We start from the raw sequence: 15639 nt of genomic DNA, 5'->3' as shown, positions 1-15639 counted from the left end.
GACAAGCTCGCACCCCATGGCATTGCGCATGCTCTACCTGGTCTTCCTCCGACTCCTCGGACTGCTCCTGCTGCTCTCCCGCTCGCAGCAGACCAAGGACGCCGAGCTGCTCGCGCTGCGCCACGAGAACGCGGTGCTGCGCCGCCAGCTCGGCGTCCGGCCACACCTCACCTGGCCGGACCGCGCAGTGCTCGCCGCCCTCGCCCGGCACCTACCCTCCCGGCTGCGCCGACACCGCCTGTTCACACCCGGCACCCTGCTCACCTGGCACCGGCGACTACTGCGCTGGAAGTGGAAGCAGAAACCCGCACGGACCGGCCGCCCGCCGATCTCCGAGGAACTCACCGCCCTGATCCTGCGCCTGGCCCGCGAGAACCCGACCTGGGGCTCAACCCGTATCCAGGGCGAGCTGCGGCGCCTGGGCCACCGCGTCGGCGCCTCCACCATCCGACGCATCCTGCGCAGCGCCGGCCTCGGCCCCGCACCCAGACGAAGCCGCGGCGCCCCGACCTGGCGCGAGTTCGTACGCGCCCAGGCCTCCGGTCTGCTCGCCGCCGACTTCTTCCACGTGGACACCGCCGGCTGACCAGGCTGTACGCCTTCGTGGTCATGGAGGTCGGCACCCGCACCGTGCACATCCTCGGCGTCACCGCCCACCCGACCGCAGCCTGGGCCACCCAGCTCTCGAGGAACCTCCTCGCCAACCTCGCAGACCGCGCCGCCGGCTTCCGCTACCTGCTACGCGACCGCGACAGCCGCTACACCCAGGCGTTCGACGCCGTCTTCACCGCCGACGGCATCGAGATCCTGAAGAGCGCGCCACAGACACCGCAGATGAACGCCCACGTGGAGAGGTTCATCCGCAGCGTGCGGGCCGAGTGCACCGACCGGATGCTGATCTACAACGAGCAACACGCACGGCGTGTCCTCGCCGAATACGCCGCGCACTACAACTCCGGAAGGCCGCACCGGGCCCTGCACCTTGCGCACCAGCCGACGATCCGGACGTCATCCCCTTCCCCGCCCAACACATCCAGCGCCACGACGTCCTCAACGGACTCATCCACGAGTACCGCGACACAGCCTGACGAAGATCACGACAGTCTGGCGAACGCCCAGCTCAACGCATGTGCGGGACTTTTGGCACCCAACACGGCTCACGGCCAGCCGCTTCCGCCGCACCCTCGCCTGGTTCATCCGGCGCCGCCCCCGCGGACTGATCGCCGCCTCCCTCCAGTACGGCCATGCCCACACTCAAATGCTCCAGGGGTACGCCGACTACGACTCCGGCTTCCCCGACGAACACGCCTTCGCTCGGCCCTGCCGCCCCCGCGGACGACCCTGGTGTACGTGGTAACCGGTCGTTGTCACCTGGCGTGGTGAGCGAGGTAGTCCTGTAATTCTCGGTGTCGGAACTGGTAGGCGATCCCGGCCACCCGGATCAGACCGGCGCCGTGACACCAGTGGAGAAACCGGCCGAGTCGCCATGGGAGCCGGCGGCTGCTCCATCGACAGGTACACAGCAACAGGGCGACATACCGGAGGCCCGTAAGACCGGCAACAACCTCGCCACGGGCGGCGGCAACACCCAGACCGTCAACCAAGGCGTGGGCTCGCCGAGGAGATCGACACCCTTGAGAGCGAAGGAGCCGAGCCGACTCGGGGCCGCAGGATCATGCGTCGAATCGCACGCATCGTCACGCCCGCCCTGCCCGCAGCTGCGGCGGCGGGTGCCGATGCAGCTGTCCAGGCGGCCATCGCGGCGGGTACGGGGCTCTTCGGCTGACCGTTTTCGTGCGGTGGCCGCTGACCCCGACCGACTGCCAGAGACGCGGCTATTCCCCAGGGGCCACCGGGGTGGCGATGCCGCCGACCTACCAGCCCCGCTCGCGCCACTCGCCTAGGTGAGGCCGCTCGGCGCCGAGCGTGGTGTCGTTGCCGTGGCCCGGGTAGATCCAGGTCTCGTCCGGGAGCGCGAAGACCTTCGCCTCCAGGCCCGACATCAACGACTTGAAGTCCTCGGGACGTGTTGTCCGCCCAGGACCTCCAGGGAAGAGGCAGTCGCCGGTGAAGACGTGGGGATGTCCGTGCGGGTCGTCGTAGACCAGGGCGATGGAGCCCGGCGTGTGCCCGACCAGGTGGCGCGCGGTGAGTTCCACGCGTCCCACCCGGATGGTGTCGCCGTCGTCGACCAGGACGTCGGTCGGCACGGGGATGCCGTCGGCGTCGTCCCGGCCGGCGTAGGTGCGGGCGCCGGTGGCCGCGACGACCTCGGCGAGCGCCTGCCAGTGGTCCCCGTGCTGATGCGTGGTGACGACGGACGCGATGCCGTCGTCACCGATCATGCCGATCAGCGTCTCCGCGTCGTTGGCGGCGTCGATCAGCAGCTGCTCGTCCGTGGCCCGGCAGCGCAGCAGATAGCAGTTGTTGTTCATCGGACCGACCGCGATCTTGGTGATCATCAGGTCCGTCAGCTCGTGCACGTCCGCCGGGCCGCCGACCGTCACCTCTCCGCTGTACGTCATGGCGGCAGCCTATAGCGGGGAGGTGCCCGAGAACCGACCGCGGCCTACAGCGGGGGCAGCGCAGGCAGTGGACCACCGTCCGCGGTCAGCCCGGAGCCGTCCCGGCGCCCGGCGAGCCAGCCGAGCAGGTCGGGCCTGCTGCCCGTGACGGTGACGGCCGGTGCATCGGCCTCCCGGCCCGTGCTCCACGCGCGCGTGCCGTTCGTCAGGCGGGTGCGCGGCACGTCGGCGTGGCTCGTGAACCGCGCCGCGAGGAAGTCGATCTCCCGCTCGACGAACTCCTCCGGCAGATCCTCCAGCTCGTACCCGATCCCGAGGTCCACATGGTGCAGCTCCACCTCGACCCACCGCCGGAACGGCACCCGGGACGCCGAGTCGGTCACTCCGCCCCGCAGCTCCACCGTGCGCGACCAGTCCGCGGGCGCGGCCCCCGCCTCCTGGAAGCGAGCGGCGCTGTCCCGCACGTCGGCGAGCTGGAGGTCGAGGGGGCGCGGGGCGTCCCGCTCGATGTCGGCGTCCCGGGCCTCGCCGGAGACGTACATGGGCAGGCCTTGGAGTACGTTCACGAGGGCGTCCGCATTGCGGGCGAGGTGGGCGAGGACATGGCCACGGGTCCAACCGGTGAGCCGTGACGGCTCGGTCACCGCCGCGTCGTCCAGCTTGACGGCTGCGCTGAGCAGCCGCTCCGTCGCGTCACGTACAGACACCAGGTCACGAGCGTGATCAATCATGGTGCTGACCCTAGCCCCGCCACACCTTTGGGTGAAGGTGGTGAACGTGTGCCGTAAATCGAAAGCCCGTGCTATATCGTCGGGGGCGGCGTCGGGCATGCTGGATGGCCCGGGATTGTTATGCCTTCGAGAATCCGACCCGGCGTTGTCAGTGGCTCCCCCTAGTCTGAGAAAGCACGGGGGCCTCGCCCCTGTCACTTCTCTCAAGAAAGGTGCGGACCGGCGTGGCCGACCGTCTCATCGTCCGTGGCGCGCGCGAGCACAATCTCAAGAATGTCTCGCTCGACCTGCCACGCGACTCGCTCATCGTCTTCACGGGCCTGTCGGGGTCGGGCAAGTCCTCGCTGGCCTTCGACACCATCTTCGCGGAGGGCCAGCGGCGGTATGTGGAGTCGCTGTCCTCGTACGCCCGCCAGTTCCTCGGGCAGATGGACAAGCCGGACGTCGACTTCATCGAGGGCCTGTCCCCGGCCGTCTCGATCGACCAGAAGTCGACCTCGCGCAACCCGCGCTCCACGGTCGGCACCATCACCGAGGTCTACGACTACCTGCGCCTGCTCTTCGCCCGCATCGGCAAGCCGCACTGCCCCGAGTGCGGCCGCCCGATCACGCGGCAGTCGCCGCAGGCCATCGTCGACAAGGTCCTGGAGCTGCCGGAGGGGAGCCGCTTCCAGGTGCTGTCGCCGCTGGTGCGCGAGCGCAAGGGCGAGTTCGTCGACCTCTTCGCCGATCTCCAGACCAAGGGCTACTCCCGCGCGCGGGTGGACGGCGAGACCATCCAGCTCTCCAACCCGCCCACGCTGAAGAAGCAGGAGAAGCACACCATCGAGGTGGTCGTCGACCGCCTCACGGTGAAGGACTCCGCCAAGCGCCGCCTCACCGACTCCGTCGAGACCGCGCTCGCCCTCTCCGGCGGCATGGTCGTGCTCGACTTCGTCGACCTCCCCGAGGACGACCCCGAGCGCGAGCGCATGTACTCGGAGCACCTGTACTGCGCGTACGACGACCTGTCCTTCGAGGAGCTGGAGCCCCGCTCCTTCTCCTTCAACTCGCCCTTCGGCGCCTGCCCCGAGTGCACCGGCATCGGCACGCGCATGGAGGTCGACCCCGAGCTGATCGTCCCGGACGAGGACAAGTCCCTCGACGAGGGCGCCATCCACCCCTGGTCGCACGGCCACACCAAGGACTACTTCGGCCGCCTGATCGGCGCTCTCGCGGATGCGTTGGGATTCCGGACGGACATCCCCTTCGCAGGGCTCCCGCAGCGCGCCAAGAAGGCACTTCTGTACGGCCACAAGACGCAGATCGAGGTCCGGTACCGAAACAGGTACGGCCGCGAGCGCGTGTACACGACGCCCTTCGAAGGCGCTGTCCCCTTCGTCAAGCGCAGGCACAGCGAGGCCGAGAGCGACGCCAGCCGTGAGCGCTTCGAGGGCTATATGCGCGAGGTGCCCTGCCCCACCTGTGAGGGCACGCGCCTGAAGCCGATCGTCCTCGCGGTCACGATCATGGAGAAGTCGATCGCGGAGGTCTCCGCGATGTCCATCAGTGACTGTGCCGACTTCCTGGGCGAGCTGAAGCTCAGCGCCCGCGACAAGAAGATCGCCGAGCGCGTGCTGAAGGAGGTCAACGAGCGGCTGCGGTTCCTGGTCGACGTCGGCCTGGACTACCTCTCGCTGAACCGCGCGGCCGGCACGCTCTCCGGCGGCGAGGCCCAGCGCATCCGCCTGGCCACCCAGATCGGCTCCGGTCTCGTCGGTGTCCTGTACGTCCTCGACGAGCCGTCCATCGGCCTGCACCAGCGCGACAACCACCGGCTCATCGAGACCCTCGTCCGGCTGCGCGACATGGGCAACACGCTCATCGTCGTGGAGCACGACGAGGACACCATCAAGGTCGCCGACTGGATCGTCGACATCGGCCCCGGCGCCGGTGAGCACGGCGGCAAGGTCGTGCACAGCGGTTCCCTGAAGGAGCTGCTCGACAACGCCGAGTCGCAGACCGGGCAGTACCTGTCCGGCAAGAAGTCCATCCCGCTGCCCGACATCCGGCGTCCGCACGACCCGGCGCGCCGGCTCACGGTGCACGGCGCCCGTGAGAACAACCTCCAGGACATCGACGTCTCGTTCCCGCTCGGCGTGTTCACCGCCGTCACGGGCGTGTCCGGCTCCGGCAAGTCGACGCTGGTCAACGACATCCTGTACACGCACCTGGCCCGCGAGCTCAACGGCGCCCGCAGCGTTCCGGGGCGGCACACGCGCGTGGACGGTGACGACCTCGTCGACAAGGTCGTACACGTCGACCAGTCGCCCATCGGCCGCACCCCGCGGTCGAACCCGGCGACGTACACCGGCGTCTTCGACCACGTCCGCAAGCTGTTCGCCGAGACGACCGAGGCGAAGGTCCGCGGCTACATGCCCGGCCGCTTCTCGTTCAACGTGAAGGGCGGTCGCTGCGAGAACTGCGCGGGCGACGGCACGATCAAGATCGAGATGAACTTCCTCCCGGACGTGTACGTCCCGTGCGAGGTCTGCCACGGCGCCCGCTACAACCGGGAGACCCTGGAGGTCCACTACAAGGGCAAGTCCATCGCCGAGGTCCTCAACATGCCGATCGAGGAGGCCCTGCACTTCTTCGAGGCCGTCCCCGCGATCGCCCGCCACCTCAGGACGCTGCACGACGTCGGCCTCGGGTACGTCCGTCTCGGCCAGTCCGCGACCACCCTGTCCGGCGGTGAGGCCCAGCGCGTGAAGCTTGCCAGCGAGCTCCAGAAGCGTTCCACCGGACGCACGGTCTACGTCCTGGACGAGCCGACGACGGGTCTGCACTTCGAGGACATCAGCAAGTTGCTGACAGTGCTGGGCGGCCTGGTCGACAAGGGCAACACCGTCATCGTCATCGAGCACAACCTCGACGTGATCAAGACGGCCGACTGGGTTGTCGACATGGGCCCCGAGGGCGGCGCGGGCGGCGGTCTCGTCGTCGCCGAGGGCACTCCCGAGGAGATCGCCGGAGTTCCCACCAGCCACACCGGCAAGTTCCTGCAGGAGATCCTCGGCGCCGACCGCATCAGCGACGCTGCCGACGTCACGGCTCCACGAAGAGTGGTGGCCCAGAAGACAGTCGCGGCCAAGTCGACCGCCAAGAAGACGGCCACGGCCAGGACCGCCAACAACACGGCGACCAAGAAGGCGGCCGGCGCCACCAAGAAGGCCGCGCCCGCGAAGAAGACGACCCGGGCCCGCAAGGCCTGAGCGGACTCACCGGTGCCGCCCGGCTCCCTGCCGGGCGGCACCGCACCGGAAGCCCTTACAGATCACCCAGCTCACAGGCGTACGGCGGCTCCGCCCCCGCCTGTGAGCAGGTGATCGCCGCCGCGCGCGCCGCGAACCGCAGCAGTCGGGTCCAGCCCTCGGCGCCCAGCTTCGTGAGCGCCTCCGGAGACAGGGCGTCCCACGCGGACAGGCCGTGCAACAGGGCCGCGTTCACGGTGTCGCCGGCGCCGATCGTGTCGACGACGTCGACCACCTCGCCCGGCACGGAGTGCACCGCGCCGTCCCGGGTGAAGGCGGTCAGCCCGTCGCCGCCCTGCGTGATCACGACCGCCGAGGGCCCCGCGGCCAGCCACTCGCGCGGGGTGCCGCCCAGCCACAAGGCGTCCTCCTCGGAGAGCTTGAGCAGCGACACCGAAGGCAGCCAGCTCTTGAAGCGGGCGCGATAGGCATCCGCATCAGGGATCAGTCCGGCGCGGATGTTCGGGTCGAGCGCGGTGAACACGCCCTGTGCGGAGGCGGTGCGCATCAGCTCCTCGTACGCGGTCGCGCCCGGCTCCAGGACGAGCGAGCAGGTTCCGAAGGACACCGCGCGGGCCGACTCGGGGAGCCGGTCGGGCACGGCGAAGAGCCGGTCGGCGGTGCCCTCGACGTAGAAGGAGTAGGCGGCCGACCCGTTCCCGTCGATCGTGGCGACCGCGAGGGTCGTCGGCTCGGCGCCGCGCTGCACGGCCGACACGTCCACGCCCGCCTGCCGCAGCCCGTCGAGCAGCGCCTCGCCGAAGGCGTCGTACGACGTCCGGGAGCAGAAGGCGGTGGGGGAGCCGAGGCGGCCGAGGGCGACCGCCGTGTTGTAGGGGCCGCCGCCGAGCGCCGGCTTCAGGCCCGCGAGGGCGCCCCGGCCCTGCGGTACCAGGTCGATCAGGGCCTCACCGGCGACGACGATCACGAGACGGTTCCTTTCTCGGGCGTGCGGGGCTGTCCGGGCTGCTCGGCGCAGCCGCACGAGGTGCGGTGGACGAAGGTGCAGTCGAGCCGTACGGTCCGGGCGGGCCGGTCCGGCGAGGCGAGGCGGTCCAGCAGCACCCGGACCGCCTGGGCGCCGATCTCTCTGCTGGGCTGGGCGATCGCGGTGAGCCGGGGCGAGAACAGATCCGCCCAGGCGAAATCGTCGAAGCAGCACAGCGCGATGTCGTCGGGCACGGACCGGCCGTGGGCGCGGAGCGCGCGCAGGGCGCCGAGCGTCATCGTGTTGTTGGCGGTGACCAGCGCGCTGGGCGGTGCGCCGAGGGACAGCAGGGCAGCGGTGGCCCGCTCGGCGCCCGCCGACTCGGAGTCGCCGTGCACGACGAGGCGTTCGTCGTACGGGAGCCCGGCGGCAGCGAGGCCGTGCCGGTAGCCGGTGATCCGCTCGGCGGTGGTGCTGAGCCCGGGCAGGCCCGCGACCAGACCGATACGCCGGTGGCCCAGCTCGGCGAGATGACTGACCAACTGCGTCGTCGGTGCCGCACTCTCGGCGCAGACCTGGTCGAAGCGCGGCGCCCCGTCCGCGTCGACCACCCGGTCGAGGAGCACGGTGGGTACGGCCTGCCGGTCGAGGTACGCGAGGAGTTCACGCGGGGCCGCGGAGGGGGCGACGATCATGCCGTCCACGCGTCGCTCGTGCAGGAGTTGGACGACCTTGCGCTCGTGGCCGGGGTCGTCGTGGGGGTCGGCGATGAGCAGGCTGTAGCCGTGCTCCAGGGCGCCGGCCTCGACGCCCTGGAGGATCTCCGTGAAGTACGGGTTGCTGATCGCCGACACCGCGAGCCCGATCGAGCGCGTGCGGGACGTGACCAGCGAGCGGGCGAGGGTGTTCGGCGTGTAGCCGAGCTCCTCTATGGCGTCCATGACTGCCTGACGGGTGTGGGGCAGCACCGGCCGGGTGTCGTTCAGCACGTGCGAGACGGTCGCCACGGACACGCCGGCGCTCCGTGCGACATCGGCCATGGTCGGCACTTCCCGTTCCCCTTCCCGAGCCCGCGCGGGCCCTCCGACCGGGAAGGTATCCCATCCGACGACAGACGTAAACGCTTGCGCAAACGCTTACGCGCGACTCTGACCAACAGCACCCGGCCGAAACTCGGCCCCAGCACAGCCCGCCCTCAGCCCTGCCCGCCCTCAGCCCTGCCCACCGTCAGCCCCGCCCCCTCACTCCCAGCCCCACCCGATCCCCACCATCCCCGTCCGCACCCGCGGCTCGACGATGTGCACCGAGTGGTGCCGTCCGCTGAGCGCCAGTTCCTGGTGGCCGCTGCGGGGCGCGGCCGGAGAGTGCTGATGGAACCGGTGGCAGCGCACCGGCAGGGCGTGTTCGTCGAACCGCACCTGAAGGGCATACTGGCCGCCCGCCGGCCCGGACCCGCGGACGTACTCGCGGGACACACCGGCGGTGCCGTCCTCGACGCCGTACCGGAAGAGGAAGGTGTCGCCGGCCCGCAGCCGGGTGTCGAAGAGCAGCTCGGCCACCAGCACACCTGTAGCGTGATCCCAACGGACGCGCCCCGTGCGGCAGTTCTCCAGGGCGTGCACGGTCATACGCTCCGGAGCGCACCCTTCGTCGCCGTGGTGGACGGCGAAGAAGCGGTCGACGCCGTCCCGGTGGGCGCGCACGATGTGGTGCGACTCGCGGCCCTGGAGTTCGCGCTGCGCCCCGATCCGTACCCGCTCGTGGTGCCCGAGGGCATGCAGCCCGCCCTCGGGTCGCGAATCGAGGTCGGCCAGCAGTCGCTCCAGGACGCCCGAGGCCTCGACGAACGAGCGGTAGGAGCGGCCGGCGGGCCGCTGCGCGGCGGGGGGTTCGTCGGGGTCGGCGAGCAGCCGGATCAAAGACTCCTCCGGCAGCCCGAGGATCTCCTCCAGCGCCCGCACGGCCCGCAGCGACTCGGGGCGCTGCGGGCGCCGTGCCCCCTGCTGCCAGTAACTCAGGCTCGTCACACCGACCTTGACGCCGGAGCGGGACAGATGGTGCTGCACGCGCTGCAGCGGCAGTCCACGGGCGGCGATCGCGGCGCGCAGCGCGACGTGGAACGGGCCGCCTCGCAGGGCCGTGTCCAGTTCGGCGGCGGCGACGTCCGCGGCTTGGGTGGCGTGCGGCATGCAGGGGCCCTTCTGTCGAATGTCCAACGGCTGGTCAGACCGTTCGCGCAGGCTGTCAGGGGGCCACCCCCGTCGGCGCCGGGAAAGTCTTCACATCTGTACGCCTGCGTTCACGGCCCCGAGTTCCCCCGCATTGAAGCGTGTTGACCAAGTCCCGACAACACCTCACGCGGAACGGACGGTGCGGTCCCGGCCGTGCCGCCGTCCCCGACGTCAAGTCGGCGCGCCGGAGCCGTCGTTGCCGAGAACCTCCTGAATCGCGTGGGCGGACAGCGCGGACTTGTGCAGGAACCCGCGCGCGGGGCTGGCCGCGATGAGCTCCTGGAAGTCCTCCCGGAAGTGGGTCGAGACCAGGATCACCGCGGGTACCTTGCCGGTCAGCAGCCGGGCCACGTCGAAGCCGTTCTCGCCGTCGAGATCGAGATCGACCAGCGCGACGTCCGGTGCCGCCTGATCATCGAGGCCCTGGAACGGATCCACCGGGGCGGCTCGGTCGTCGCCCCGTTGCTGGTGCACGAGCTGTTCTCCGCCCAGCGCCGCGACGACCCGCTGTCCCACCTCAGCGCCCACGAGCGCGAGGTGCTCGCCCTCATGGCCGAGGGCCGCTCCAACGCGGGTATCGGGCCGCCATCTGTGGGTCACCGAGGGCACCGTCGAGAAGCATGTGCGCAGCATCCTGGGCAAGCTGAACCTCCAGGAGGACACCGACGCCCACCGCCGTGTCTTCGCGGTCCTGACCTTTCTCGAGACCCGGTAGGCGTTGTCCACAGGCTCGTCGCTCTGTCACCCCTCGCCAGTAGGGTGTGAAACATGGCCGACCCCTCCAGCTACCGCCCCAAGCCGGGGCAGATCCCCGACTCGCCCGGGGTGTACAGGTTCCGTGACGAGCACCGCCGGGTGATCTACGTCGGTAAGGCGAAGAGCCTGCGCCAGCGCCTGGCGAACTACTTCCAGGACCTGGCGGGCCTGCACCCGCGCACCCGCACCATGGTCACCACGGCCGCGTCCGTGGAGTGGACCGTGGTGTCCACGGAGGTCGAGGCACTGCAGTTGGAGTACTCCTGGATCAAGGAGTACGACCCCCGGTTCAACGTCAAGTACCGCGACGACAAGAGCTACCCGTACCTCGCCGTGACGATGAACGAGGAGTTCCCGCGCGTGCAGGTGATGCGCGGCCACAAGAAGAAGGGCGTGCGCTACTTCGGGCCGTACGGGCACGCGTGGGCGATCCGCGACACCGTCGACCTCCTCCTGCGCGTCTTCCCCGTGCGCACCTGCTCGGCCGGCGTCTTCAAGAACGCCGCCCGCACCGGCCGCCCCTGCCTGCTCGGCTACATCGGCAAGTGCTCCGCGCCCTGCGTCGGCCGGGTCTCCGCCGAGGAGCACCGCGAACTCGCCGAGGAGTTCAGCGACTTCATGGCCGGCCGCACGGGCACGTATCTGCGTCGCCTGGAGAAGCAGATGACGGCGGCGGCCGAGGAGATGGAGTACGAGCGGGCCGCCCGCCTGCGCGACGACATCGAGGCTCTGAAGAAGGCCATGGAGAAGAGCGCGGTCGTGCTCGCCGACGCGACCGACGCCGACCTCATCGCGGTCGCCGAGGACGAGCTGGAAGCGGCTGTGCAGATCTTCCACGTCCGCGGCGGACGCGTGCGCGGCCAGCGCGGCTGGGTGACCGACAAGGTCGAGGAGATCACCACCGGCGCCCTGGTGGAACACGCCCTCCAGCAGCTCTACGGGGAAGAGACGGGAGACGCGGTCCCCAAGGAGGTCCTTGTCCCGGCGCTGCCCGACCCGGTCGAACCGGTCCAGCAGTGGCTCACCGACCGCCGCGGCTCGATCGTCTCCCTGCGCATCCCGCAGCGCGGCGACAAGAAGGCCCTCATGGAGACCGTGCAGCGCAACGCCCAGCAGGCACTCGTCCTGCACAAGACCAAGCGCGCCTCCGACCTGACCACCCGCTCGCGCGCCCTGGAGGAGATCGCCGAGGCCCTCGACCTGGACAGCGCCCCCCTGCGGATCGAGTGCTACGACATCTCGCACCTCCAGGGCGACGACGTCGTGGCCTCCATGGTCGTCTTCGAGGACGGCCTCCAGCGCAAGAGCGAGTACCGGCGCTTCCAGATCAAGGGCTTCGAGGGCCAGGACGACGTCCGCTCCATGCACGAGGTGATCAACCGCCGCTTCAGGCGGTACCTCGCCGAGAAGGAGAAGACGGGGGAGTGGAGCGAGGAGGACGGCCTCGTCGAGGAGAACGGACGGCCCAAGCGCTTCGCCTACCCGCCGCAGCTCGTCGTCGTCGACGGTGGCCGGCCGCAGGTCGCTGCCGCCAAGCGGGCCCTGGAGGAGCTGGGCATCGACGACATCGCCGTGTGCGGGCTGGCCAAGCGCCTGGAGGAGGTCTGGGTGCCGGACGAGGACGACCCCGTCGTGCTGCCCCGCACCAGCGAGGGCCTCTATCTGCTCCAGCGGGTCCGCGACGAGGCCCACCGCTTCGCGATCACCTATCAGCGCACCAAGCGTGCCAAGCGCTTCCGGTCGAGCCCTCTGGACGATGTGCCGGGACTCGGCGAGACCCGCAAGCAGGCACTGATCAAACACTTCGGGTCGGTGAAGAAGTTGCGATCCGCGACAATCGACCAGATCTGTGAGGTTCCGGGCATAGGTCGCAAGACGGCCGAGACCATTGCCGTGGCCTTCGCCCAGGCGGCCCCGGCGGCACCCGCCGTGAACACGGCGACCGGAGAGATCATGGACGACATGGAAGACGGGGCGCCCGAGACGGCGGGCACCCCGGGGGAGCCCGTGTCCGCGGGCACCCCGGACGAGCGACGGGGGATGGAGAGATGAGCGAGCAGGACAAGCAGCCCACAGCCGACCGGGATCAGACGCACAAGGAAACACGCGAGGATCCCGCACAGCAGGCCACAGGCCAGGAAGACCAGAGCGACGGAGAACAGGTGACTACGGGCATCGACACCGCCGGGGCCCCCGAGACGGCCATCCCCGAGCTGGTGATCATCTCCGGCATGTCCGGGGCCGGCCGCTCGACAGCCGCCAAGTGTCTGGAGGACCTCGGCTGGTTCGTCGTCGACAACCTCCCACCCGCGCTGATCCCCACCATGGTGGAGCTCGGCGCTCGCTCCCAGGGCAATGTCGCCCGGATCGCGGTCGTCGTCGACGTCCGCGGCCGGCGCTTCTTCGACAACCTCCGCGAGTCCCTCGCCGACCTCGCGGCCAAGCACGTCACACGCCGGATCGTCTTCCTGGAGTCCTCCGACGACGCGCTGGTCCGCCGCTTCGAGTCGGTGCGCCGCCCGCACCCCCTCCAGGGCGACGGCCGCATCGTCGACGGCATCGCCGCCGAGCGTGAACTGCTGCGCGAGCTGCGCGGTGACGCCGACCTGGTGATCGACACCTCCGGCCTCAACGTGCACGAGCTGCGGGCCAAGATGGACGCCCAGTTCGCCGGCGAGGAGGAGCCGGAGCTGCGGGCCACCGTCATGTCCTTCGGCTTCAAGTACGGCCTCCCCGTCGACGCCGACCTGGTCGCGGACATGCGCTTCCTGCCCAACCCGCACTGGGTCCCGGAGCTGCGCCCGTACACCGGCACCCACGAGGAGGTCGCCGCGTACGTCTTCAACCAGCCCGGCGCCAAGGAGTTCCTCGACCGGTACGCCGAACTGCTGCGGTTGATCGCGGCCGGGTACCGCCGTGAGGGCAAGCGCTATGTGACCATCGCCATCGGCTGTACCGGCGGCAAGCACCGCTCGGTCGCCGTGTCGGAGAAGCTCGCCGCGCGTCTCGCGGCCGAGGGTGTGGAGACGGTGGTCGTACACCGGGACATGGGACGGGAATGACAGGACGTACACCGCGGCTGAGCAGGCTGCGCCGGGCCGTGCCCGAGGCCCGGGCCGGCCGGCCCGCCGAGGCCCGCGGCGGCCGTGCACGCCGCCGCGGCACACAGCCCAAGGTCGTCGCCCTCGGCGGTGGCATGGGCCTGTCCGCCTCGCTCGCCGCACTGCGCCGGATCACCGGCGACCTCACCGCCGTCGTCACGGTGGCCGACGACGGCGGTTCCAGCGGGCGCCTGCGCGATGAGCTGGGCGTGCTGCCGCCCGGCGACCTGCGCAAGGCGCTGGCCGCGCTCTGCGGCGACGACGACTGGGGCCAGACCTGGTCCCGCGTCATCCAGCACCGCTTCCAGTCACAGGGCGACCTGCACGACCACGCGGTCGGCAATCTGCTGATCGTCGCCCTGTGGGAGCAGCTCGGCGACCATGTCCAGGCCCTCGACCTGGTCGGCAAGCTGCTGGGCGCGCACGGCCGCGTGCTGCCCATGTCCGCCGTACCGCTGGAGCTCCAGGCCCTGGTCAAGGGCCACGACCCGGACCGGCCCGAGGACGTCGACACCGTCCGCGGCCAGGCCACCGTCGCGCTCACCCCCGGCGAGGTGCAGTCCGTGCACGTCGTACCGCACGACCCGCCCGCCGTCCCCGAGGCCGTCGAAGCGGTCCTCGACGCGGACTGGGTGGTGCTCGGCCCCGGCTCCTGGTTCTCCTCGGTCATCCCGCATCTGCTCGTGCCCGAGCTGCTGGACGCCCTCACGCAGACGAAGGCACGCCGGGTACTCTCCCTGAACCTCGCCCCGCAGCCCGGAGAAACCGAGGGCTTCTCCCCGCAGCGTCATTTGGAGGTTTTGGGACGACACGCCCCTAAACTCGCCCTGGACGTGGTGCTGGCCGACGAGGCCGCCGTGCCCGACCGCGCTGTACTCACCGAGGCCGCCAAGCGGCTCGGTGCGGCGGTCGAGCTGGCACCGGTGGCCCGGAGGGACGGCAGCCCCAGGCATGACCCGGAGCTGCTGGCCGCCGCGTACGACCGTATTTTTCGGATGCATGGAAGGATCGGCCCATGGCGATGACGGCAGCGGTGAAGGATGAGATCTCCCGGCTCCCCGTCACCCGGACCTGCTGCAGGAAGGCGGAGGTCTCCGCCGTTCTGCGGTTCGCCGGCGGCCTCCATCTGGTGAGCGGGCGCATCGTGATCGAGGCGGAGCTGGACACCGCGATGGCGGCCCGCCGGCTCAAGCGGGACATCCTGGACATCTTCGGCCACAGCTCCGAGCTGATCGTGATGGCACCCGGCGGGCTGCGCCGCGGTTCGCGCTACGTCGTGCGGGTCGTCGCCGGCGGTGACCAGCTGGCCCGGCAGACCGGCCTGGTCGACGGCCGCGGCCGCCCGATCCGCGGCCTGCCCCCGCAGGTGGTCTCGGGGGCCACCTGCGATGCCGAAGCGGCCTGGCGCGGCGCCTTCCTGGCCCATGGCTCGCTGACCGAGCCCGGCCGCTCGTCCTCCCTGGAAGTGACCTGCCCGGGTCCCGAGGCCGCGCTCGCTCTCGTCGGCGCCGCCCGCCGTCTGTCGATCGCCGCCAAGGCCCGTGAGGTACGCGGCGTCGACCGGGTCGTCGTCCGCGACGGAGACGCCATCGGCGCCCTGTTGACCCGGCTCGGGGCCCATGAGTCGGTGCTGGCCTGGGAGGAGCGCCGGATGCGCCGCGAGGTCCGGGCCACGGCGAACCGGCTCGCCAACTTCGACGACGCCAACCTGCGCCGCTCCGCGCGCGCGGCCGTCGCCGCGGGCGCCCGCGTCCAGCGCGCCCTGGAGATCCTCGGCGACGACGTGCCCGAGCACCTCGCGGCGGCAGGCCGGCTGCGCATGGAGCACAAGCAGGCCTCTCTCGAGGAGCTCGGCGCGCTCGCCGACCCCCCGCTGACCAAGGACGCCGTGGCGGGCCGTATCCGCCGACTGCTCGCGATGGCCGACAAGCGCGCCCAGGACCTCGGCATTCCGGGCACGGAGTCCAGCCTCACGGAGGAGATGGCCGACGCCGGCTGACCCGAACGCACTCGCAACACGCCGGTGCCGACGCTCAACTGGGCGTCGGCACCGGCGTGTTGCACAGCGTTGAGG

14 protein-coding genes and 1 pseudogene are annotated in these 15639 nt (G+C 70.6%); 8 read left to right on the top strand and 7 right to left on the bottom strand.

Translation table 11 applies throughout. The features are described from left to right. Nucleotides 1–16 precede the first annotated feature (16 nt). Entirely contained in the window at nucleotides 17–586 is a 570-nt protein-coding gene (locus QQY66_RS50300) for an IS3 family transposase (RefSeq protein WP_367666966.1), read from the top strand. A 172-nt stretch (nucleotides 587–758) separates the two neighbouring features. Here QQY66_RS50300 and QQY66_RS50295 read toward each other — a convergent pair whose 3' ends face one another. Further along, nucleotides 759–884, bottom strand: coding sequence for a hypothetical protein (locus QQY66_RS50295; RefSeq protein ID WP_367667104.1), 126 nt, complete (start codon nucleotides 882–884; stop codon nucleotides 759–761). On the opposite strand from QQY66_RS50295, the gene QQY66_RS50290 reads away from it, so the two are divergent. Then, nucleotides 835–1383 carry an integrase core domain-containing protein gene (locus tag QQY66_RS50290; protein ID WP_367667078.1) on the top strand — a complete coding sequence of 183 codons (549 nt, stop codon included), beginning with the start codon at nucleotides 835–837 and terminating at the stop codon, nucleotides 1381–1383. The two genes, QQY66_RS50295 and QQY66_RS50290, sit on opposite strands and share 50 nt — an antisense overlap. 491 nt (nucleotides 1384–1874) lie before the next feature. On the opposite strand, the gene QQY66_RS11010 is transcribed toward QQY66_RS50290, so the two are convergent. Next, the gene (locus tag QQY66_RS11010) at nucleotides 1875–2525 is read right to left on the bottom strand and encodes an MBL fold metallo-hydrolase (protein ID WP_301978973.1); all 651 of its coding nucleotides are present in this window, start codon (nucleotides 2523–2525) and stop codon (nucleotides 1875–1877) included. Between the two features lie 44 nt (nucleotides 2526–2569). Further along, on the bottom strand, nucleotides 2570–3256 hold the full coding sequence (locus QQY66_RS11005; protein WP_301978972.1) for a maleylpyruvate isomerase family mycothiol-dependent enzyme: 687 nt from the start codon (nucleotides 3254–3256) through the stop codon (nucleotides 2570–2572). A gap of 224 nt (nucleotides 3257–3480) precedes the next feature. Here QQY66_RS11005 and uvrA point away from each other — a divergent pair, with 224 nt between their 5' ends. After that, nucleotides 3481–6510, top strand: coding sequence for an excinuclease ABC subunit UvrA (uvrA, locus tag QQY66_RS11000; RefSeq protein WP_301978970.1), 3030 nt, complete (start codon nucleotides 3481–3483; stop codon nucleotides 6508–6510). Between the two features lie 55 nt (nucleotides 6511–6565). On the opposite strand, the gene QQY66_RS10995 is transcribed toward uvrA, so the two are convergent. The 4 genes from QQY66_RS10995 to QQY66_RS10980 all read right to left on the bottom strand — a co-directional run bounded on the left by QQY66_RS10995 (nucleotide 6566) and on the right by QQY66_RS10980 (nucleotide 10224). Continuing rightward, nucleotides 6566–7477 (bottom strand): carbohydrate kinase, encoded by a 912-nt coding sequence (locus tag QQY66_RS10995; protein WP_301978969.1) that lies wholly within the window; start codon nucleotides 7475–7477, stop codon nucleotides 6566–6568. Then, nucleotides 7474–8526 (bottom strand): LacI family DNA-binding transcriptional regulator, encoded by a 1053-nt coding sequence (locus QQY66_RS10990; protein ID WP_301978967.1) that lies wholly within the window; start codon nucleotides 8524–8526, stop codon nucleotides 7474–7476. Before QQY66_RS10990 ends, QQY66_RS10995 begins: the two co-directional genes overlap by 4 nt. Before the next feature lie 192 nt (nucleotides 8527–8718). Continuing rightward, nucleotides 8719–9666: a hypothetical protein gene (locus tag QQY66_RS10985; RefSeq protein ID WP_301978966.1), complete on the bottom strand. Its 948-nt coding sequence runs from the start codon at nucleotides 9664–9666 to the stop codon at nucleotides 8719–8721. 213 nt (nucleotides 9667–9879) lie between these two features. After that, nucleotides 9880–10224 carry a hypothetical protein gene (locus QQY66_RS10980; protein ID WP_367667077.1) on the bottom strand — a complete coding sequence of 115 codons (345 nt, stop codon included), beginning with the start codon at nucleotides 10222–10224 and terminating at the stop codon, nucleotides 9880–9882. Here QQY66_RS10980 and QQY66_RS50285 point away from each other — a divergent pair. The 5 genes and pseudogenes from QQY66_RS50285 to whiA all read left to right on the top strand — a co-directional run. Continuing rightward, nucleotides 10123–10423 (top strand): annotated as a pseudogene (locus QQY66_RS50285) (response regulator transcription factor); the annotation flags it as partial. The gene QQY66_RS10980 and the pseudogene QQY66_RS50285 sit on opposite strands and share 102 nt — an antisense overlap. Before the next feature lie 53 nt (nucleotides 10424–10476). Beyond that, the gene (uvrC, locus tag QQY66_RS10975) at nucleotides 10477–12516 is read left to right on the top strand and encodes an excinuclease ABC subunit UvrC (protein WP_301978963.1); all 2040 of its coding nucleotides are present in this window, start codon (nucleotides 10477–10479) and stop codon (nucleotides 12514–12516) included. Then, nucleotides 12513–13526, top strand: coding sequence for an RNase adapter RapZ (gene rapZ, locus QQY66_RS10970; protein WP_301978962.1), 1014 nt, complete (start codon nucleotides 12513–12515; stop codon nucleotides 13524–13526). Before uvrC ends, rapZ begins: the two co-directional genes overlap by 4 nt. Next, nucleotides 13523–14590, top strand: coding sequence for a uridine diphosphate-N-acetylglucosamine-binding protein YvcK (yvcK, locus tag QQY66_RS10965; protein ID WP_301978961.1), 1068 nt, complete (start codon nucleotides 13523–13525; stop codon nucleotides 14588–14590). Before rapZ ends, yvcK begins: the two co-directional genes overlap by 4 nt. Beyond that, on the top strand, nucleotides 14581–15564 hold the full coding sequence (gene whiA / locus QQY66_RS10960; protein WP_301978959.1) for a DNA-binding protein WhiA: 984 nt from the start codon (nucleotides 14581–14583) through the stop codon (nucleotides 15562–15564). The genes yvcK and whiA overlap by 10 nt, the downstream gene beginning before the upstream one ends. Nucleotides 15565–15639 lie beyond the last annotated feature (75 nt).

Source organism: Streptomyces sp. DG2A-72 (assembly GCF_030499575.1).
In the GTDB taxonomy this organism is placed as follows: domain Bacteria; phylum Actinomycetota; class Actinomycetes; order Streptomycetales; family Streptomycetaceae; genus Streptomyces.
The sequence above is the reverse complement of the archived record's forward strand: the minus strand, read 5'-3'. Positions and strand labels throughout refer to the sequence as shown.